This window comes from Treponema berlinense, from assembly GCF_900167025.1.
Taxonomy (GTDB): domain Bacteria; phylum Spirochaetota; class Spirochaetia; order Treponematales; family Treponemataceae; genus Treponema_D; species Treponema_D berlinense.
Genome location: NZ_FUXC01000002.1, coordinates 312,325 through 331,707 on the forward strand (window position 1 = coordinate 312,325; position 19,383 = coordinate 331,707).

A 19,383-nucleotide genomic window follows, 5' to 3' on the forward strand; every position below is an offset into this window, starting at 1 on the left:
CTGTTATAATATCAAAATATGGTGCCGTTTACAATCTGCATTTAGAAATGAAGAATTTCTTTGCCGATAAAAATGGCTTTTGAGTTTAATAAGAATTTTGGAGTAAAAATAAATGGATGCAGTTGTAATTGAACAGTATATTGGCGATTTGATGTCTAAATCGACGGCGGAATTTCCTATTTGGAATATCGAAAAAGCCCGTTCCGGAAAAAAATCTGGCTGGGATTATATCGACGGCTGTATGATTATGGCTTTGCTTGAAATTTACAGCACAAGCGGCGACAAAAAATATCTTGATTTTTGCGATTATTATGAAGATTACAGAATCCGCGACGACGGAACAATTGACGGTTACGACAAAAACACCTGGAACTGCGATGAGCTCAACGGCGGAAAAAATCTCTTCGTTTTGTACCGCTACACAAATAAAGAAAAATACAAAAAGGCCTTGGATCTCCTTTACGAGCAGGTAAAAGGTCAGCCGCGCACTCCTGAAGGAAACTTCTGGCACAAGCAGATTTATCCAAATCAGGTTTGGCTTGACGGTCTTTACATGGCTCAGCCTTTTTACATGGAATACGAAAAACTTTTCAATAATTCAAAAAACATAGAAGATATTTACAACCAGTTTTTTAATGTTTACAAGATTATGCGCGATCCAAAGACAGGACTTTACTATCACTGTTATGACAGTTCAAAAAAAATGTTCTGGGCTGACAAAGAAACCGGCTTGAGCAAAAATTTCTGGCTTCGTTCACTCGGCTGGTTCAGCATGGCGCTTTTGGATACTCTTAACATTGCCCCTGACCGCGGAAGCGAAAACTGGAACAAATTAAAAGATATTTTTATTGATTTGTGCGAAAGCATGCTCAAATTTCAAGACGAAAGTGGAATGTGGTGGCAGGTTCCAAATTATCCAGGAAAAGGAAAAAATTATCTGGAAACTTCTGGTTCTGCAATTTTTGCATATTCACTTTTAAAAGGCTATCGCACAAAAATTCTTGAAGACAAAAAATTTCAGGACGCAGGAATTAAGGCTTTTGAAGGAATTTGCGACAAATATCTTAATACAGATTCAGGACGGTTAAGCCTTGGAGGAATCTGTCTTGTTGCAGGTTTAGGCCCGGAAAAAGATTTGCGCCGCGACGGAACATTTGATTATTACATGAGTGAACCGGTTGTTCAGGACGATGCAAAAGGCGTAGGACCATTCCTTCTTGCCTACAACGAATATAAACAGATAAAAAATAAAAATCGAGGTAAAATATGAAGTATCTTGTGATTTCGGATATTCACGGAAGTGCAGAAAGCCTGGAAAAAGCGCTTGATTGTTTTGGAAAACAGGCTGATTACCTTTTGCTTTGCGGAGATTATCTGAATCACGGACCTCGCAATCCTTTGCCGGAAGGCTGGAATCCAAAACAGGTTGCTTCGGTTTTGAACAAAAACAAGGAACGGATTATCTGCGTGCGCGGAAACTGTGATGCGGAAGTTGACGAAATGGTGCTCGAATTTCCGTGTCTTGCCGCCTATACGACGGTTTTTGATTCAAACAGAAGAATTTTTGTTCACCACGGACATCTTTACAATCGCGAAAAGCTAGAGAACTGGCTCCCAAAAGGAACTCTGATTGTAAGCGGACATACCCACGTTACTGTTTTGGAAGAAAGCAACGGCTTTTACTATTTTAATCCCGGTTCGATAAGTCTTCCAAAATGCGATGACGGAAAAACCTGCGGACTTATTGATGTAAGTTCCGATGGAAAAATAAAAGTTGGACTTTATACAATCAAAGGAAAGCTTTTAAGAAGCCTTGATTTTTAAAAGAATCTGATCGGCCGGCGTGTTTTATCAGCCGGCTTCCTTTTGAATTGTTTTTAAGCTTTCCGCATAGCATTCGCAAAAGTCATCTATCAGTTTTTGCAGTTTTTGAACTTCTCCTGTGTTTTTTTCGCGCAGGACGTCTTCCAGTTTTTGACCGGTTTGCGCAAGTTTTTCCATTGCGAGTTGTCTTGCCGCTCCTTTTACCCTGTGAACATAGGAAGCCGCTTGTGCATTTTTTTTGGAGAGAACAAGTTCATTCAGTTTTTCTGGCGAAAACTCAACGCTCAAAAAGGCCTGGACTAGAATTGACAGAAGTTCGCTGTCGTCTCCGACCATTTCTAAGGCGATTTTTTTATTAAAAATTTCGGACATATTTTTATTCCATTTTTTATAGATTTTTAATTCAATTTTTTTGTACGGATTTCCTTTAGAGTAGTCTGTTTATTTTATTTTTGCTATACTTTTTTATCATGAATAAAGATAAATTAAAAGTTTTGTCCCTTGCAGCTGTCTTTTCGTCTGCAATTTTTTCTGTTTTGTGTTTTTCGGTGTCTTTGGACGTTTCTTTGACGGCGCTTCCGCTTGCATTGATTTTTACAGGCGTTCTTTTTTGGGCTGGTTATAGCCAGCTTTTTGGAAAAAAGGATTTGCGTTTTATAAGCGTTTTCCGTACACTTTTGCAATATGAACCTTATGTCCTTTTAATTGCCTTTGTTTTGCGCCGGGCAGGAAATTATGGAACTTTTTATCTTATTGATTTAATTGAAGTTGTTTTCTGGTGTGTTACAAGTGTTTTGTCTTTGTGGATTCTTCATTATCTTAATCCAAAAAAAATTGCCAGAATTGACGAGAACTGGAAGAAATTTATAAACGAGAATTCGATTGGAACAAAAAAAGGAATCAAGAGAATTGTCTTTGAATGTTTAAGCTGGGTTGACGCTCTTGTTCAGGCAGTTTTTATGGTTTTGCTTTTGAACATTTTTATCGTCCAGCTTTATGAAATTCCTTCAGAGTCGATGGTTCCGGAATTTTTGATAAGGGATCGCGTTGTTGTTTTTAAAACCGCGAGCGGTCCAAAATTTCCCCTTTCGGAAGTTGGTCTTCCTTATGCAAAAAAATATAAGCGCGGCGACATTGTGGTTTTTAGAAATCCCCACTATTCAAACGACAGAAAAAGCGAGGTACGGACATTTTTGAGCCAGATTGTATACATGTGCACTTTGACAACGGTGAATCTGAACGTTGATGAAGGCGGCAATCCAAAGGCAGATCCTCTCGTAAAAAGAATTGCCGGTGTTCCTGGGGAACAGCTTATGATGCAGGACGGAATTCTTTATTCGCGGACAAAGGCAAGCGATGAATGGAAGGTTGTTGAACAGGATGCAAAATATGCAGAATGGAATTTAAATACCGTAAAAAATTCAATCAAGCGCGGGCTTACAAGGGAAAGTTATGTTGTAGGCCAGGAAGAATATGATTCTATGATTGAATGTGAAAAACAGCGCAACGCTTTTGACGTAAAACTCTTTGAAATAGAGGCAAAGTCGATTGCTAGGAGTTTTGAAAAAATCTTTGCCGCTTATTCTTCAAAAAAGCAGGATAACAATCTGGATGTCCTTTTTACGGACAAGTATCTTTTTGAAAATTCTCTTTTTGCTCAGCATTATTTTTATGCACAGGCGCTTCTTTCCAACAAAGACGGAGCAAAAGGTTTTGAGCGCTTTATGACTGCCTGGACGGAAAATGCAGATTTTAATTTTAACGGAGATCTTTATTCAGAAGCGAATTTTAAGCTTAACCTTATGATAAAAAAAGTTGCCGGAAAACTGTTCTTGAGAGATGCCGGGCTTATTGCAGCAGGTAAAAACATGGAGCAGGTTAAGTCTGATTCTCAAATTCAGGAACTCTTAAAAACGGCGACAATGCTAAACTCTTACGCATTTTTGATGGACAGACGCAATATGCCTGTTTTTCCGGCAAACGACAAAGACGGCAATCCTCAGTACATTCCGCAGAATTGCTATTTTATGATGGGCGACAACCGCTTTAATTCGCTTGATATGCGCCATTCTTATGACAACTGGCTTGCGCCTCTTACAAACTTAGACCCGGTTTCTGTAACTTATTACTCGGATATTTCTCCGCAGTATGTGAACCGCTCTAAAATTCTCGGAACTACAAGTTACAGGTTCTGGCCATTGAATAGACGCGGAGTTCCCGGTCATACAGGAAAATAAATCGGCTTAGGGGCAGTAAGGGCGCGCGGAGCGCGTAAAAAAAGTCCATAGATGGTGGAAAAACCGCCATCTATGGACTTTTTTTATGGAGTGCTTTGCACGTAACCCTGAATGACCCGGCCTGCCGTGAAAGCACGGCAGGAAAGCCCCGAATTTTTATAGAAGTTTTTTAGCGTCCGTGGCACTGTTTGTATTTTTTTCCGCTTCCACAAGGACAAGGATCATTTCTTCCGACTTTTGGAATTGTGCGGCGGACTGTAATGCTCTGTCCCTGACGGCCGTTTGCCATTACTTTGCTTGCTGCCTGTCTGCTCTGATGCGTATTTACACCGTCTGCCGCCTGACCCATGCTCTGAGCTTGCTGGTGCTGGGCGTTCATCTGAATGTTGCGCTGTGCCGGCTGTGGCGCAGGATTTATCTGGATGCGCACTTTGAATACCCGGCTTGCAATTGTAAGGCGGATGCTTTCGAGCATGTCTTCAAATGCGTTAAAACCGTCGATTTTGTATTCTGTGAGCGGATTTTTTGATGAGTAAGAGCGAAGGTGAACTGCTTCTCTTAAGCCGTCCAGAAATTCGAGCTGGTCGAGCCATTTTCTGTCGATTAACTGCAAATACTGGTAGCGGATGAACATATTGAACTGTTCGTGTCCAACTAGAGACTCTTTTTCTGTCAAATCGTTCTGGAGAAGCGCCATGACTTTTTCTTTTGAAACATCTTCCGCTGGAAGCTGAATTCCGAAATTTTCGCGGATTTGTGTCAAAAGGGCAGTAAGTCCGTTTTTGCGGTTGTGTGAATATTCTTCAAACCACTGGTCAAGATAGTCCTGGGCCGTGAGCATGATGCGTTCTGAGAGTTTTTCGTCCGAAAGAATTCCGTCGCGCTGTTCGTAGATATATTCACGCTGGTCGTTTAAAACATCGTCGTAGTCGATAAGGTTTTTACGGATTTCAAAGTTGCGCTCTTCTACTTTTTTCTGTGCGTTTTCGATTCCTTTTGTAAGCCATGGATGATAAATCGGTTCTCCTGGTTCCATTCCGATTTTTGTCATGATGTGCTTCATTCTCTCACCGCCAAACAGGCGCATTAAATCGTCATCCATTGAAATGAAGAATTTTGAGCGTCCAGGGTCTCCCTGACGTCCAGAGCGTCCGCGCAACTGGTTGTCGATACGGCGGGATTCGTGGCGTTCTGAGCCGATTACGTAAAGACCGCCGAGAGATTTGACTTCTTCGTAATCTTTTTGCCACTTTTCTTTTTCTGCGATAACTGCTTCTTTTAGCTGTTCTGGAGTTGCGTTTGTTCCAACCCGTTTTAGTGCGCGGGATTCGTAGCTGCCGCCGAGTTTAATATCAGTACCGCGTCCTGCCATGTTTGTTGCTACAGTAACAGCACCTTTTGCGCCGGCTTCTGCAATGATGAGGGCTTCGCGCGCGTGGTTCTTTGCATTCAAAACTTCGTGTCTGATACCTGCGCGGGTAAGTAGGGCGGACAGATGTTCTGATTTTTCAACCGAAACTGTGCCGACAAGAATAGGCTGGCCTTTTTCGTGGGCGGCCTTGATTTCTTTAACGATTGCATTCCACTTGTCTTCTTCGTTGAGATAAACTTCGTCCTGCTCGTCTATGCGGGCAACCGGAAGGTTTGTTGGAATTGCAACAACGTCGAGTTTGTAGATCTTTGAAAATTCAACAGCTTCTGTCTGAGCTGTACCTGTCATACCAGAGAGCTTGTCGTACATGCGGAAGAAATTCTGGAAGGTGACAGTTGCCATAGTGCGGTTGCGCTGGGCGATTTTTACGTGCTCTTTTGCCTCGATTGCCTGGTGCAGACCGTCAGAATATCGTCTTCCTTCGAGAATACGTCCTGTAAATTCGTCTACAATCTGAACCTGACCGTCTTTTACAACATAGTCAACGTCGTTCTGGTAGAGAAGGTGTGCGCGAAGCGCCTGTGTAAAGTAGTGTAAAAATTCAAAGTTCTGTTCGTCCTGGAGTTTTGTTCCTGACTGAATCAAATTGTGCTGATGAAGAATCTTTTCGATATGATCCATACCCTTGTCTGTAAAGGAAACTCTTTTTGATTTTTCATCAATTTTGTAGTCGCCTTCCATTGCGGCACGTTCTTCCGGAGTCATCTGAACTTCGTCCGGATAGTCGTCCGTCGCGGGGTCTTTTGCAACTTCGGTAAATTCGCCGACATATTTGTCAACTTCGTAATATTTGTAAGTGTCGTCTTCTCCGGCGCCAGAAATAATAAGAGGAGTTCTGGCTTCATCAATGAGAATGGAGTCGATTTCGTCTACGATACAATAGTTGAATCCGCGCTGAACTTTTTGTTTAAGCTCAATCTGCATATTGTCGCGCAGGTAGTCAAAACCGAATTCATTGTTTGTTCCGTAAGTGATGTCGCAGGCATAAGCTTCGCGGCGGGCTGCATTGTCCATATTAGAAAGAATTGCGCCGACAGTACAACCGAGATATGCAAAAACCGGGCGCATTGTGTTTGCGTCACGTTCTGCAAGGTAATCGTTTACAGTAACGACATGCACGCCTTTTCCAGAAAGCGCATTCAAATACGAAGGAGCAACTGCGACAAGAGTTTTACCTTCACCAGTCTTCATTTCTGTAATGCGGCCCATGTGCAGGTTGATAGAACCCATAACCTGAACGTCATAAGCGCGCTCGCCTCTTACACGGAAGGCAGCTTCGCGGCAAAGAGCAAAGGCTTCTGGAAGAATATCATCAAGCGACTCACCTTTTGCAAGGCGTTCCTTAAAAATCTGTGTCTGTTTTGGAAAGTCTTCTGCGGCCAGAGATTTTGCCCATTCTTCTTTTGCATTGACCTGTTCAACGATAGGTCTTAACTTTTTTACATCACGGTCATTCTGAGAACCGAAAATTGCAGTGAAAATTTTATCTAACATAATGTTTATAGTATAATAAAAATACTGCTTAAAGAATAGAAAAAAAACGCAAAAAATTGACCAATGCCGATTTTTTTTAACGAAATGGACGGCATTTTTCGTTCTAACGGCCTTGCGCAGTTCCGCTTTTGCTCCATTGGCTATGCCAACGCTGCGCGCTGCTCCAGTCCGGCGTAAGTTTTGACGTATCAGATACATTGACGGTCTTTGTTCAATTTTATATTCTTTTTTTACAATGCAAAGAAAAATTTCAAAAATATGTTTTTTTACCTTCCTGGCTTTAAGTTTTTTAAGCGCAGTTTCGTGCGCCCGCTCAAATTCTGTAGCTTCGATTAACGAAAAAGACCTTTTTACAATAAATTACGGCAGTTTTGAAGACGAATTAAATCTCTTTAACTTAAGTACATCCGGTTCAATAAACACTTTTATGACTATGCACGACGGTTTTTTTTATGTTGCAAACGGCGAGTCAAAAAAAATCCTCGAGCTTAATTCCTATGGCGAGCTTCTGACCCTTTATTACAACAGCGAATACACAAAAACTCCTTCTTTTGCAGACAAGACTTCTGTAAATTCAACTAAAAAAGCGATTGAATATCCTTTTAACACCCTTGGGCCTCTTGCAGTGGATTCCAACAAATGCCTTTACGCAGTTGACACTCTTCCTGCGGAGCGCCAGGAAAACGACATAGAAAACAGGCTTCTTTTAAACTACATTGTCCTGCGTTTTAACAGCAATGGAACTTTTATTGATTATCTTGGACAGCAGGGACCTGGCGGAACTCCGTTTCCGTTTATAAAAAATATCTATGCCACAAAAAACAATGAGCTTGTCGTTGTATGCGAATCAAACGAAGGACCTCTTGTCTACTGGTTCAATTCTTCCGGCTTTTTGCTTTATTCGGTTCCGTTTAACGAAAAACTTGTTCCAAAACTTAAGGACTTAAACGATTCTGAAAATATAAATTTTATTTCGATTGAAAATGTAATTCCAGACAGCGTTTCCCGAAAACTTTACGTTCAGGTAAATTATTTTCAAAACTATCTCGATCCGGCTACAAAAGTACAGTCTGGAGTCGATTTTGAAAAAACAATGCTTTATCCTCTCAACGTAGAAACCGGACTTTACGAGGAAGGTCTTGATATTCCTCCTCACGAAGAATCTGTTTCGGAAAATCTGAGCAAAGAAGTTTTTTCTATTCCTTTTGACTTTTTGGGCGTTACAGACGGCGGATGGTTTTTCTTTTCTGTTCCGACAGAAAAAGGCTATTTGATTCAGATGGTGCAGCCGAGCGGACAGAAAATTTTAAAACGCTCGCTTCCAGTTGAGCACGGCGAAATCCTGTATTATTCGCTTGGGCTGAGCGGAAATGGAATTATAAGCGCTCTTTACATAAAAAAAGAAAAGGCCGAAATCGTCTGGTGGCGCACAGATTCTCTTGTTTCTTCTTTTATGAACTAGAAAGAATTAAAAACACAGTTTTGGAAAAATTATGGATTTTAGCAAAAAAAAAGAAGTCAGGGGCGAAAGCGAAGAAGACAAAATGGTCTTTTACTATAATCGCGAAGAAAGGCTAAAAAATGCTCCTCAAGAAGTGCAGAACCTTTACGACGGAACATTTAAGGTTTTTAAGCCGGGACTTTTTAAGGCTCTTGTTTCGACAAAAACAAACAGGCTTGTCTTTATGGCGCTCATAATCTGCTTTTTGCTCGTAGTTTTTCTTGGATTTTTTAACAGGCAAAACGAAAATATTTTGGGCGGAGTTCCTCTTGAGCTTACAGCCTTTTCCTTTGAAGAAACTGTCTATGTGAGCGTAAAGTTTGAAGAGCCGCCAAAAAAATATAAAATTGAAAATCCGCTGAATTTTGATGTGAATATTGAATTTCTGGATGCGCAAAAAAATGTTGTTGAAAAGCGCGCGGAACTGAATATTTATAACGGGAATGAAAATTTTTTACGGACAACTTTCCATGATTATGATATATTTTATATAAATGCAGAAGTTTTTCTTGATGGAAAATCCGTTAATTTAAAATGTCCAGTTGAAAAACGCTAAAATTTTACGGAGAAATTTAAGATTTGGGGAGTTAAAAAATGTTACAGATTTATTTTCTTTCGATTTTATTGAATGTTGTTGCCGGTCTTATTCTTGTTTATGCAACCGACTTTACAGCAAAAAAAAGCGAAGCGGCAGAAGACGCCGAGGCGGAAAACCAGGATTCTGAAGTTGAGAAAATTTCTGATGATTCAACAGACAGCGAAGGCGATTCTGTTTTTGACAAAAAACTTCAGTTTGCAATCAATTCAAAAGATACTTTTTTTGACGATATGACTTTCCGTCTTGTAGTTGCAATTTTGTCAGGACTTACTGGAGTTTTAAAGCTTCTTTCGACCGTTCAGAACGATGTTCCTGTAATTGGAGATTTGATTCCTGCTGTTGCCGGACTTGCGGCATGTTTTGCGCTTTTAATCGAATTCTATATTCAAAAGTCAAAGGTTGAGTTAAAACTTCCTGCATTTTTGACGACTGTTTTTATAGGCGGAAGAAAATATCTTGGAATTTTCTGTATAATTGCCGGAGTTCTGCATTTTATCTTTCCACGTGTCCTTTTCCTGTAAAAAAACTGAACTTATTGGAGCGAAATTAAAAAAATGAATAAAAAATCGATTGCCTGCATTGCTTTTAACGAAAAAAAAGTTTTTATTGCACACAGAAATCCTGTCGGACAGATGGGCGGACGCTGGGAATTTCCGGGCGGAAAAGTTGAGGACGGAGAAACTGACGAACAGTCGATAATCCGCGAATTTGAGGAAGAGTTCGGCGTAAAGGTTAGTGTCGATAAAAAAATTGCAGAAGCGACGTTTAAGCATAACGGCGACGATTTTTCTTTGCATGCTTATCTTATACATCTTCCGCACGACGGAATGACGGAAAAATTTGCCTTGACAGAACACACCGAGTACCGCTGGGCTGAACTTGCAGAGATTCCGACGTTGAATTTTGTGGATTCAGACTTGCTTATTTATCCTCAAATTTGCAAATTTTTGGCAGACAGCCTTTAATCTTGAAGATTTGTCAGGTTTTATCGATGAAAAAAAATTTTCTTTTTTGTGCGTTTATTTTTGTTTCTGTAATTTTTATTTCCTGCTCAAAAAAAAATGAAAAAATCCAGTTTGACAGCCTTGAGCCTATGGCGATTGAACCGGGAATTGAATGGCTTTTGGTGACTTCTCCTTATACAGCCTGCCATAAAGAAGCCGGATATGAAAATCCTGTCGAAAGCTATTTGCGCCGCGGCGAAATCAGGGTTGTAGAGGGAAGTTCGACCGTAAAAATTGACGATAATTACGAAAAATGGTTTTTTGTAAAGGAAGGCTGGATTCCAGAAAACTGCGCAAGAATTTTTTCAAATAAGTTACGTGCGCAAACTGCTAAAAGCGAACTGCGCTAGGGGGATGCGTGCAAGCCTTATGCAGAAGCGCCCATAAAATTGTAAATAAAACTAAAATTTAGCGATACTTAAGAAATTTACTATTTATTAAAATCTATAAAAGTGGTATTACAGAACTATGGACAGCAAAAAAGTTCTGGAAAAACTGCTTGACTCTTTTAAAAGATACTACGACTTGAATACTGAAAATCCTGTCAGTCCTTTTGTCGCGACTGCGGAATTTCATTCTCACACGGAGCAGTACATGCTCTTGAAAATCGCGCATCTTTCGGACATTTATACTCACGAATACGTTTATTTTGCACTCGAAAACGAATTGTCAGCCGGGCGTTTGGCGGAACTTGCGGAACTTGCCTGGAACGACGGAATTTCAAAGGTTAAGCCGATTGAAGGACACAAAACTTCTGACGTTACTTTGATTGTTCTTGCCGAAAAAACTTGTGGCGAAGTTCTAAAATCCTGTAAAAAAATTAAAAAGCACAAATCTTATAATTTTACTTTTCGGGGATGGAGTGATTTGAGACTGGCTGTAATGGATCTTTCTTGCGGAAGTTTTGCGGTAAATAGGCTTGCAGGGCATTTGAAGAAGGTCTTTAAGCAAATTATTTAGAATCTTCTAAAAATTTTAGTTTTTAGAAGATTTTTGTTAAAAAAATTGTCTTGATTTTAAACTGCCAAGGTTTGACAGGCGATTTTTGAAAAAAATTTTTTTTCCAATGGGGGGAAAAGATTATGACAGCTTTATTGATTATTATTGCTGCTCTTGTTTTGCTTTTTGCCGGATATGTTTTTTATGGCGCTTATCTGGCAAAACAGTGGGGAATTGATCCTAAAAAATCAACTCCGGCGAATTTTATGCCTGACGGCGTTGACTATGTTGAGACAAAGCCTGCCGTTTTGATGGGACACCATTTTTCTTCGATTGCCGGTGCAGGTCCGATTAACGGTCCGATCATGGCCGCGGTTTTTGGTTGGGTTCCTGTATTTTTGTGGTGCGTTATTGGCGGTATTTTCTTTGGCGGTTTGCAGGATTACGGCTCGCTCTTTGCCTCAATCCGTAACGAAGGAAAGTCTATTGGCGAAATTATCAGAACGTCGATGGGTAAATTTGCGAAGAAACTGTTCATTATTTTTTCGCTTCTCGTTTTGATTCTTGTAATTGCTTCGTTTGTAAATGTCGTAGCAAGCACTTTCTTTACTCCGGCTCTTACTGCTCAGCAGATTGCTGACGGAGTAAAAGAAGCAGGTCTTTTTGTTCTTAATCCTACGGAAAACCAGACGACTGCAATGATTTCTGTCTGCTTTATTATTCTTGCTGTAATCTACGGACTTGTTACAAACCGCTTTGGCGTAAAAACTCTTCCTGCGACAATCGGCGGAATTATTGCAATTGTCGGAATTATAGTTCTTGGACTGAATGTTGGTCTTGGCGGCGGACGCGTAACTTGGATTGTAATTGTTGCCCTTTACATTGCCATGGCTTCTCTTATTCCTGTATGGATTATGTTGCAGCCTCGCGACTATCTTTCTTCGTTCCTGCTTTATGCAATGATTCTTCTTGCTATTGCTGGAATCGTAGTTTCTGCCTTTACTGGCGCGGCCCGTGGCATTCATTTTGAGCTTCCTGCTTTTACAGGCTGGACACAGTCGATTGGACACATGTTCCCGGCTCTTTTTATTACAGTTGCCTGTGGCGCTTGCTCTGGTTTCCATTCTCTTATTGCTTCTGGAACAACTTCAAAGCAGCTTGATGCAGAACAGAACGCAAAACCAATCGCTTACGGTTCTATGTTGATTGAATCTGCCCTTGGCGTAATTGCCCTGATTGCTCTTGGCATGGTTTCTGGAAAATTTATGCACGTAGAAAACGGAATATGGTCGTTTAAGGGTTCTCCTGCAACGGCTTTTGGAAACGGAATTGCAATTATGTTCGGAGATTCTTCGACACGGATTTATAGAATAATCAATGCGCTTTTGACTCTTTCTATTTCTGTATTTGCTCTTACAAGCCTTGATTCTGCAACCAGACTTTCGCGTTTTATGTTCTCTGAGCTTTTCTTGAACGAAGATGAAAAAACATGGAAAGATGCAAAATCTCCAGTCCGCAAAATTCTTGCAAATCCGTTTTTTGGAACAACGATGATGGTTGTAATCGGTTCAATCCTTGGCGGACTTAAGCTTTCTGCAATTTGGTCGCTGTTTGGTTCTGCAAACCAGCTTCTTGCAGGAATTGCGCTTCTTGCAGTTGCCGCCTGGCTTGGAAAAGTTGGAAAAAACAATAAGATGTTCTTTATTCCAATGGCATTTATGTTGTGTGCAACTTTGACACAGCTTATCTTTACTGTTGTTGGAAAACTTTCTGCAATGGTAAGACATGCGCCGAACGCAATGCACTGGGGCAACTGGTTCCAGCTTATATTTGCATTTGCAATGGCGGTTTTGGCAATCGTGCTTGTGGTTGAAGGTGTAAAAACTTTCGTAGCCCAGCACAAATCTAAAAAAGCCAATGCCTAGGCTGTAAACAAAAAAAATAAAATAAAAATCCCCGGTCCTCCTTAAAAATGAAGCGCGCTTCATAAAATAGGAAGCCGGGGATTTTTTTTACGGTAAGTTTGAAAAAAATGCGTTAATGAAAGGTTTGAACGGAAAACTTACCCTGGACATTAGTGGCGATGCAGGCCCGTTGCGGAACGGAGATGCGCGGAGTGCAGCAATGAAGCCGAAAGGCGGAACCACGGTTGGCCAGATATGACGGAAAATTGTGGTTCAAATTTAAAATCAAAGCTATTTTACGCAGTGAAAATACGCCATAGAGCCGTCAATGTGAAGTTCGACTTCTTTGTACATTTTCTGCAAAGTATTTTTCAGTTCTTCTTCAGTCTGAAACGGAGGAGTGAACCAGCCTTTCTTTGCGAGGATGTTTTTTACAAGCCAGTCCGTCCTTTTGGATTTTCCCCTGATATAGACGCAGGCGATGAAATCACCGCCGGATTTAAGTACGCGGCAGGTTTCGCTGAATGCTTTCTGTTTGTCTGGAAACGCATGGAAACCGTTCATGCTTAGAACGATGTCAAAAGATTCATCGTCCATTTGCAGGTTTCCCACATCGTCCTGAATGAAATTGATATGCGCCTGACCGTCAAGCCTTCTTTTTGCCTGCTCAAGCATATCCGTGCTGTAATCAAGGCAAGTGATGTGCGCATTTTTCAGGGACGACCATTTGCGCTGCGTGAACACGGCAGTTCCGACCGGAACATCAAGAAGTTTTCCTGAAAAATCATCAGGAATGTATGACAAGACTTTCCGCGCGATTTCATTGTCATCCGTTCCGCTCCAGAACAGCTTGATATACATCCTGCTGAAAAAATTCCCCTGCGTAAGGACACCGTCATATATATTTTTTGACGATTCGTAAGCGTCCTGTATTTTATCTGCCATGCGATTTGCTCCAAAAGTTGATTTGCTGAGCTGAGTATATCACATCAGGCAGGGTGGATGAACAAAGGCTTTTTTAACTTGTGAAGCAAAACGAAGTTTTACGGCGAATGCCCGGATAAAATACATAAGAAAACCGGCAATTGAGAAAATTCTTGTTTTATGCTAATCTTTGTCCATTATTTATCTTTTTGACAATTCGAGGAATCTTATGAAACTTTGGGAAAAAGGCGCTTTTCTTTCGGGCGGAAAATTAGTTGAGTCCGTGCCGGGCAAAAATCCGGCTGACTGTGCTAAAAACACTATTTCTTATTCTATCTTGCAGAGGCACAATACTTCGGGCGATGCTTCTAAACTGAAAATCAAATTTGACAAAATTACTTCGCACGATATTACTTATGTTGGAATTATTCAGACGGCGCGCGCTTCGGGGCTTGAAAAGTTTCCGATTCCTTATGTTTTGACTAACTGCCACAACTCACTCTGCGCGGTTGGCGGAACGATTAACGAGGACGACCACATGTTCGGGCTTACTTGCGCCCAGAAATACGGCGGAATCTATGTTCCTCCGCATCAGGCTGTAATCCACCAGTTTGCGCGTGAGATGCTTGCGAAGTGCGGCGACATGATTTTGGGTTCAGACAGCCACACCCGGTACGGCGCGCTTGGAACTATGGCGATTGGCGAGGGCGGCGGCGAGCTTGCAAAGCAGCTTCTGGGAAAGACTTACGATGTTAATATGCCGGGCGTTATCGCGGTTTATCTGACCGGTTCTCCTGTTCCGGGCGTCGGCCCTCAGGACGTTGCTCTTGCGATTATCAAGGCTGTTTTTGCGAACGGCTACGTTAAGAACAAGGTGATGGAATTTGTGGGTCCTGGAGTTGCGAATCTTTCCGCTGACTTTAGAATCGGCATTGACGTTATGACGACTGAGACAACCTGTCTTTCTTCAATCTGGTCAACTGATGAGAAAATCCGCGAGTTCTATTCAATTCACGGAAGGGAAGGCGACTACAAGGAATTGAATCCGGGAGAAGACGCTTATTACGACGGCGCGATTGAGCTTGACTTGGGCGAAATCCGACCGATGATTGCGCTTCCGTTCCATCCGTCTTGCGCATATACAATAGAAGAAGTTAACAAGAATCTTATGGACGTTCTTGAAGAGACTGAAAAGCGCGCTAAAGTTTCGTTCGGCGACAAGGTGAACTTTACGCTCAAAAACAAGGTGATTGACGGAAAACTTTACGTTGACCAGGGCGTTATCGCAGGCTGCGCCGGCGGCGGATTTGAGAACATCTGCGCGGCTGCCGACATCTTGAATGGAAAGGACACTGGAAACGGAAAATTCCTTTTGAACGTTTATCCTGCTTCAATGCCGGTCTACATGGAGCTTATGAAGAACGGAGCGTTCGCCTCGCTTGTTGACGCGGGCGCAATCGTTAAGACTGCTTTCTGCGGACCTTGCTTCGGCGCGGGCGACACTCCTGCCAACGGTGCTCTTTCAATCCGCCATTCTACAAGAAACTTCCCGAACCGCGAAGGCTCGAAAATCCAGAACGGTCAGCTTGCCTCTGTTGCGCTTATGGACGCACGCTCAATCGCTGCGACTGCCGCAAACAAGGGCTTTTTGACTGCCGCCACAGACTTGGCTGACGGCGAGTTCAGCAAGAAAAAATATTTCTTTGACAAGACAATCTACGAAAAGCGCGTTTACGACTCAAAGGGCGTTGCGCATCCGGAAGTTCAGATTCAGTTCGGACCGAACATCAAGGACTGGCCGGAGATGCAGCCGCTTTCTGACGACATTCTGCTCAAGGTTGTATCTGAAATCCACGACCCGGTTACAACTACGGACGAGCTTATTCCTTCGGGCGAGACTTCAAGTTTCCGCTCAAATCCTCTTGGACTTGCGGAGTTCACTTTGAGCCGCAAAGATCCTGCCTACGTTGGAAGGGCAAAGGCTGTCCGCGACAGGTCGGAAGAGGTCAAGGCGGAAGTGAGCCGCGCGGAAAAAATCCTTGAGGAAAAGTATCCTGAGTTCAAGGGAAGAATTGAAAAGGCCGGTCTTGGCTCTACAATCTACGCTGTTAAGCCGGGCGACGGTTCTGCGCGCGAGCAGGCGGCAAGCTGCCAGAGGGTTTTGGGAGCGAGCGCGAACATTGCAAGCGACTACGCCACAAAACGCTACCGCTCGAACCTGATTAACTGGGGAATGATTCCGTTCCTTTACAAGCAGGGAGATGCGGCCGCTACAGAGAATCTTCCGTTTGCGAACGGCGACTACATTTTTGTTCCGGGCGCAAAAAAGATGATTGCGGAAAAACTTCCGAGCGTAAAAGCCTACGCAGTCCGCGCCGACGGCACAACCGCCGAGTTCGACCTTGCAACCGGCGACATGACCGACGACGAGCGAAAGATTATTCAGGCAGGATGCTTGATTAACTTTTACAGGGGATAAATTTTAATAAAAAACGGTTCTTCTTTTTACAGAAGAGCCATTTTTTATAGATTCAGGAGAATTTTTATGCGGAAATATTGGAATGTAATAGTTGTTTTTTTGGGATTTTTTATTCTTGCAGTTTCTTCATCTTGTGCCACGACCACAATGGGCGATGATTCAAGTCCGTTTGGAAGAGTATTTTCCAGCGACTCAAATTAAAGACAAATTTATCTTTTTGATTCATCTTCAAATAAATCTGTAACTATATCGAACAAAGATACTGATTCCGGCTTTACGACTTGGGAGTGTGAAGGTTCTATCTATGGCGGAAAAACTTTGATAGAGTTCGGATATTTTAGTTTAGACGGAACAACTTATGGCTTTGTGCTTTATGATGGCGGAGATGAAGGTGAACTAACGCATTACAGCAGACAAGGTTTAGACCGTAGATGGGACTGGGGAGCAAATGGGCAGTATTCATTTGTGATAACTCCAGATGGCAATGGAAGATATTACGATTTTACGAATGTTCCTGCCGGTGAATCTACAAAGCCTTCTGGTATTTACAAAGCGTACAAGAGATAGATTTTATATGGCAAAAAAAATCAGATACAGTCAGCCGCTTGCAGAACTTTGGGACAGCTATAATAAATCGAACAAAAGTAATAATTTGTCTCCAAAAGAATTTATTCATAAATGGATTGATCCGCAGATAATGAATCCATTCATGCCTGACGGAACATTGACACAAACAAACATTCTTATCGCTGATTTGTTCTATGCTGATTCTATAAAGAAATTTCTCCATCTGTATTTTGTTGACAAGTCATTGCGGGATTTCTTGGCTGGTCTGCCTATAAGAGATTTTGACGGTCTTAAAAAGTTTATTGTTGAGAATGGAACTCAGGAAGAGGATGGAATGATAAGCACTTTCGGTCAGGTAAAAGGGCTTGGAACAAAGACCGCTCATCTTGATTTTGGAATTCATATTCCATTTGAAAACAGAATGAAAGGATATGCTTTCAGTTTTCTATACAAACCTGAAAATGATAAGCTTGTTTTTGTGTGGATTGTAGGTCAGAACGCAGGCTTTCTTCCGTTTGAACAATATAAGGTTTTAGAAAAAGAAAAAACAGAAGATTTTAAAAAATTGCTTGAATATTTTAATCTTGCTGTCAACACAATAGTTTATATGAATATATTTCCTGAGTGCGTTGTTGACGGTGTTCCGAATCAAGTAAAAGATGAATATTCAAAAAAGATAACGATAGCAGAAAAAATTTTGGAAAATATTGAAAACCATGATTCCAAAAAGGTTATGACTCCTCATTTTAGACGAGGTTATTTTAAAAGACTGACTTCAGATTTTTACACACGCAAAAAAGGTCAATGCGTTTTTGTACGAGAAACAATGGTGAATGGCAAGGCGAAAACTGTCTACACAGCTGACAATCTTGAAAAGCTAAGTGAAGAATAAATTTTATAAAATACAATGATGAAACTTTCCCACCTTCACATGAATATAATGCGAAGTTATCCAAAACATGTTACAATAGTCCAAGGAGGCGCAAAATGTCTTATGATGTTGTAATTGAGCAGGTGAAGGCTCTTCCAGAACAATTGCTTACATCAGTTTCTGCCTTTATAAAGCTGTTGGAAGCTGAGCAGCCTGAAATGCACGTAACAAAAACATCTTCGGGAACAAAGAAAAATTTCTTTGGTTTGGCAGGAAAAATCCATCTGAATCGTGATTTCGTAACAGAACTCAGAGAGGCGAGCGTTTTATGATTCTTGCCGATACAAATGTTATCATTGATTTTTGGGACAACCCGAATGATGAATATGCGAGAATCTTTGAGGATAATGAAATTGCCACTTGCGGAGTTATAAAAACCGAACTGTTGAGAGGAAGCAATTCTGAAAAACAGTTTTCCCAAATTGAAGAAGCTCTCAATGATTTTACATACTTTTCATTTTCAGAAAAAGACTGGATTTCGCTTTCAAAACTGTTTATTACGCTAAAGAAAAATGGTCTGGCAGTTCCTTTTCAAGATGCAATGATTGCCTATCTTGCGATAAAACACGATTGCGAAGTTTGGACGAAAGACAAGCATTTCAAGCTCATGCAAGTTGTTTTGCCTTCATTAAGATTATTCAGGCAGGATGCTTGATTAACTTTTACAGGGGATAAGAGGTAAGGAAAAGTCGTGTTGTTTAAGGCTTAATTTGACAATCTATAACTGAAAAGCTCTGTTTTGCTGATGTGAAACAGGGCTTTTTTTGTATGGTTGCAACGGAATAACGACTTTCCATTTTGATACAAAACAATTCCTATGTCATCTTATGGGAATTTTAACTTATGCTAGAAGAACAGAGAATAAAAATAAGAAAATTCACTTTTATTATCTTTTTTTCAAAAATAATTTTTATAACTTGACAAAATAGAATATACATTGTATATACTGAATATATGGAGGCGCATTATGCAGACTGTAGTTCAGAAATGGGGGAATAGCCTCGGTTTAAGAATTCCTTCTCTTTGGGCAAAAGACAACAATGTAAGAAGCGGCAGTAAAATTGAAGTGATTGTTGAAAAAGGAAAAATAACCATTTTTCCTCAGAAAAAATCACTTGACGACATGCTTGCTATGGTAACGCCAGAGAACATTCATTCAGAAGTTTCAACAGGCAATGCTGTAGGAAAAGAAGAATGGTAAAATCAAAATATGTTCCTGAAAAAGGTGACTTGGTCTGGCTGGATTTTGATCCGCAGACTGGACATGAACAGAAAGGTCGCCGTCCCGCAGTTTGCGTTTCCCAGAAAAAATACAATCAGAAAATAGGACTTGCCTTGTTCTGTCCTGTTACAAGCCATATAAAGGGTTATCCTTTTGAAATTGTGCTGGAAAACCATTCAATAAATGGCTGTATTTTAAGCGACCAGGTAAAAAATCTTGACTGGACTCAAAGAAACTGTGATTTTATAGAAAAAGCAGCTGAGGAAGAAATAAATTCCGTTGTTGACAACATAAAGCTAATGATTGAATAAATCCTCATTATTAAAA

21 protein-coding genes are annotated in these 19,383 nt (G+C 41.1%); 18 read left to right on the forward strand and 3 right to left on the reverse strand.

The genetic code is table 11. The features are described from left to right. Positions 1-112 precede the first annotated feature (112 nt). Both B5D47_RS03285 and yfcE read left to right on the forward strand, forming a co-directional pair. Positions 113-1,270 (forward strand): glycoside hydrolase family 88/105 protein, encoded by a 1,158-nt coding sequence (locus B5D47_RS03285; RefSeq protein ID WP_078930385.1) that lies wholly within the window; start codon positions 113-115, stop codon positions 1,268-1,270. After that, positions 1,267-1,824 (forward strand): phosphodiesterase, encoded by a 558-nt coding sequence (gene yfcE / locus B5D47_RS03290; RefSeq protein ID WP_078930386.1) that lies wholly within the window; start codon positions 1,267-1,269, stop codon positions 1,822-1,824. Before B5D47_RS03285 ends, yfcE begins: the two co-directional genes overlap by 4 nt. Before the next feature lie 27 nt (positions 1,825-1,851). On the opposite strand, the gene B5D47_RS03295 is transcribed toward yfcE, so the two are convergent. Further along, on the reverse strand, positions 1,852-2,196 hold the full coding sequence (locus B5D47_RS03295) for an Hpt domain-containing protein (RefSeq protein WP_078930387.1): 345 nt from the start codon (positions 2,194-2,196) through the stop codon (positions 1,852-1,854). Between the two features lie 98 nt (positions 2,197-2,294). Between B5D47_RS03295 and lepB the strand changes: the two genes are divergently transcribed. After that, positions 2,295-4,061, forward strand: coding sequence for a signal peptidase I (gene lepB / locus B5D47_RS03300; RefSeq protein ID WP_078930388.1), 1,767 nt, complete (start codon positions 2,295-2,297; stop codon positions 4,059-4,061). Positions 4,062-4,230: 169 nt separating this feature from the next. On the opposite strand, the gene secA is transcribed toward lepB, so the two are convergent. Continuing rightward, positions 4,231-6,987 carry a preprotein translocase subunit SecA gene (gene secA / locus B5D47_RS03305; protein WP_078930389.1) on the reverse strand — a complete coding sequence of 919 codons (2,757 nt, stop codon included), beginning with the start codon at positions 6,985-6,987 and terminating at the stop codon, positions 4,231-4,233. Between the two features lie 235 nt (positions 6,988-7,222). Here secA and B5D47_RS03310 point away from each other — a divergent pair, with 235 nt between their 5' ends. The 7 genes from B5D47_RS03310 to B5D47_RS03340 all read left to right on the forward strand — a co-directional run bounded on the left by B5D47_RS03310 (position 7,223) and on the right by B5D47_RS03340 (position 12,954). Then, positions 7,223-8,449: an LIC_12708 family protein gene (locus tag B5D47_RS03310; protein ID WP_078930390.1), complete on the forward strand. Its 1,227-nt coding sequence runs from the start codon at positions 7,223-7,225 to the stop codon at positions 8,447-8,449. A 31-nt stretch (positions 8,450-8,480) separates the two neighbouring features. Then, the gene (locus tag B5D47_RS03315) at positions 8,481-9,044 is read left to right on the forward strand and encodes a hypothetical protein (RefSeq protein WP_078930391.1); all 564 of its coding nucleotides are present in this window, start codon (positions 8,481-8,483) and stop codon (positions 9,042-9,044) included. A 38-nt stretch (positions 9,045-9,082) separates the two neighbouring features. Further along, complete coding sequence (locus tag B5D47_RS03320; protein ID WP_078930392.1) at positions 9,083-9,607, forward strand: hypothetical protein; 525 nt, start codon at positions 9,083-9,085, stop codon at positions 9,605-9,607. Positions 9,608-9,640: 33 nt separating this feature from the next. Then, positions 9,641-10,051 carry a (deoxy)nucleoside triphosphate pyrophosphohydrolase gene (locus B5D47_RS03325; RefSeq protein WP_078930393.1) on the forward strand — a complete coding sequence of 137 codons (411 nt, stop codon included), beginning with the start codon at positions 9,641-9,643 and terminating at the stop codon, positions 10,049-10,051. A gap of 26 nt (positions 10,052-10,077) precedes the next feature. Then, positions 10,078-10,440: a hypothetical protein gene (locus B5D47_RS03330; protein WP_078930394.1), complete on the forward strand. Its 363-nt coding sequence runs from the start codon at positions 10,078-10,080 to the stop codon at positions 10,438-10,440. Between the two features lie 118 nt (positions 10,441-10,558). Next, positions 10,559-11,050, forward strand: coding sequence for a DUF8052 family protein (locus tag B5D47_RS03335; protein ID WP_078930395.1), 492 nt, complete (start codon positions 10,559-10,561; stop codon positions 11,048-11,050). Between the two features lie 122 nt (positions 11,051-11,172). After that, positions 11,173-12,954 (forward strand): carbon starvation CstA family protein, encoded by a 1,782-nt coding sequence (locus B5D47_RS03340; protein ID WP_078930396.1) that lies wholly within the window; start codon positions 11,173-11,175, stop codon positions 12,952-12,954. Between the two features lie 270 nt (positions 12,955-13,224). Here B5D47_RS03340 and B5D47_RS03345 read toward each other — a convergent pair whose 3' ends face one another. Continuing rightward, a complete protein-coding gene (locus B5D47_RS03345; RefSeq protein ID WP_078930397.1) occupies positions 13,225-13,878 on the reverse strand; it encodes a class I SAM-dependent methyltransferase in 654 nt (217 codons plus the stop codon). Between the two features lie 208 nt (positions 13,879-14,086). On the opposite strand from B5D47_RS03345, the gene B5D47_RS03350 reads away from it, so the two are divergent. The 8 genes from B5D47_RS03350 (at position 14,087) to mazF (ending at position 19,367) form a co-directional block, all read left to right on the forward strand. Beyond that, on the forward strand, positions 14,087-16,336 hold the full coding sequence (locus B5D47_RS03350; RefSeq protein ID WP_078930398.1) for a hydratase: 2,250 nt from the start codon (positions 14,087-14,089) through the stop codon (positions 16,334-16,336). Positions 16,337-16,402: 66 nt separating this feature from the next. Then, entirely contained in the window at positions 16,403-16,537 is a 135-nt protein-coding gene (locus tag B5D47_RS11760) for a hypothetical protein (RefSeq protein ID WP_268811063.1), read from the forward strand. Between the two features lie 117 nt (positions 16,538-16,654). Then, positions 16,655-16,903, forward strand: coding sequence for a hypothetical protein (locus tag B5D47_RS03355; RefSeq protein ID WP_078930399.1), 249 nt, complete (start codon positions 16,655-16,657; stop codon positions 16,901-16,903). A gap of 7 nt (positions 16,904-16,910) precedes the next feature. Continuing rightward, positions 16,911-17,795 carry a hypothetical protein gene (locus B5D47_RS03360; protein ID WP_078930400.1) on the forward strand — a complete coding sequence of 295 codons (885 nt, stop codon included), beginning with the start codon at positions 16,911-16,913 and terminating at the stop codon, positions 17,793-17,795. Between the two features lie 95 nt (positions 17,796-17,890). Continuing rightward, positions 17,891-18,106 carry a hypothetical protein gene (locus B5D47_RS03365; protein WP_078930401.1) on the forward strand — a complete coding sequence of 72 codons (216 nt, stop codon included), beginning with the start codon at positions 17,891-17,893 and terminating at the stop codon, positions 18,104-18,106. Continuing rightward, positions 18,103-18,489 carry a PIN domain-containing protein gene (locus B5D47_RS03370; RefSeq protein WP_078930402.1) on the forward strand — a complete coding sequence of 129 codons (387 nt, stop codon included), beginning with the start codon at positions 18,103-18,105 and terminating at the stop codon, positions 18,487-18,489. Before B5D47_RS03365 ends, B5D47_RS03370 begins: the two co-directional genes overlap by 4 nt. A 312-nt stretch (positions 18,490-18,801) precedes the next feature. Next, on the forward strand, positions 18,802-19,035 hold the full coding sequence (locus tag B5D47_RS03375) for an AbrB/MazE/SpoVT family DNA-binding domain-containing protein (protein WP_078930403.1): 234 nt from the start codon (positions 18,802-18,804) through the stop codon (positions 19,033-19,035). Next, positions 19,029-19,367: an endoribonuclease MazF gene (gene mazF / locus B5D47_RS03380; protein WP_078930404.1), complete on the forward strand. Its 339-nt coding sequence runs from the start codon at positions 19,029-19,031 to the stop codon at positions 19,365-19,367. Before B5D47_RS03375 ends, mazF begins: the two co-directional genes overlap by 7 nt. The last annotated feature ends 16 nt before the right edge of the window (positions 19,368-19,383 follow it).